Source organism: Halomonas sp. SIMBA_159 (assembly GCF_046536035.1).
GTDB lineage: Bacteria > Pseudomonadota > Gammaproteobacteria > Pseudomonadales > Halomonadaceae > Vreelandella > Vreelandella venusta_A.
The window spans coordinates 1-232 of record NZ_JAWJBT010001750.1; the positions used below are offsets into that span (position 1 = coordinate 1).

Below are 232 nucleotides of genomic sequence, written 5' to 3' on the forward strand. Positions count from 1 at the left end.
CTGGCTTAGGCGCTGTTCGTGGGTAACGCGGCTGTGCAGTTTAAACCAAAAGCGAAAATACGCAGGTGCCTGACGTACCCAGGCCGCGATGGTATCGGGCTTAGGCGCACCGCTGTAAAACGTCGTATTGCCCTCGACGCTGGAAAATACTGCGGCGTAATCGCTGAGCAGGTCGGTGTTGGCTTGGCGCGGGTAGAGGCTGCCCTGCCAATCCTGGTTGGCCCACATGGGC

Annotated in this window: 1 protein-coding gene; it reads right to left on the minus strand. The window is 59.5% G+C overall.

Annotated features, from left to right (window positions below):
• Window positions 1-232, minus strand: a 232-nt coding sequence (locus R0J87_RS25195) for a DUF72 domain-containing protein (RefSeq protein WP_498889757.1), incomplete at both ends; no start/stop codon positions are given.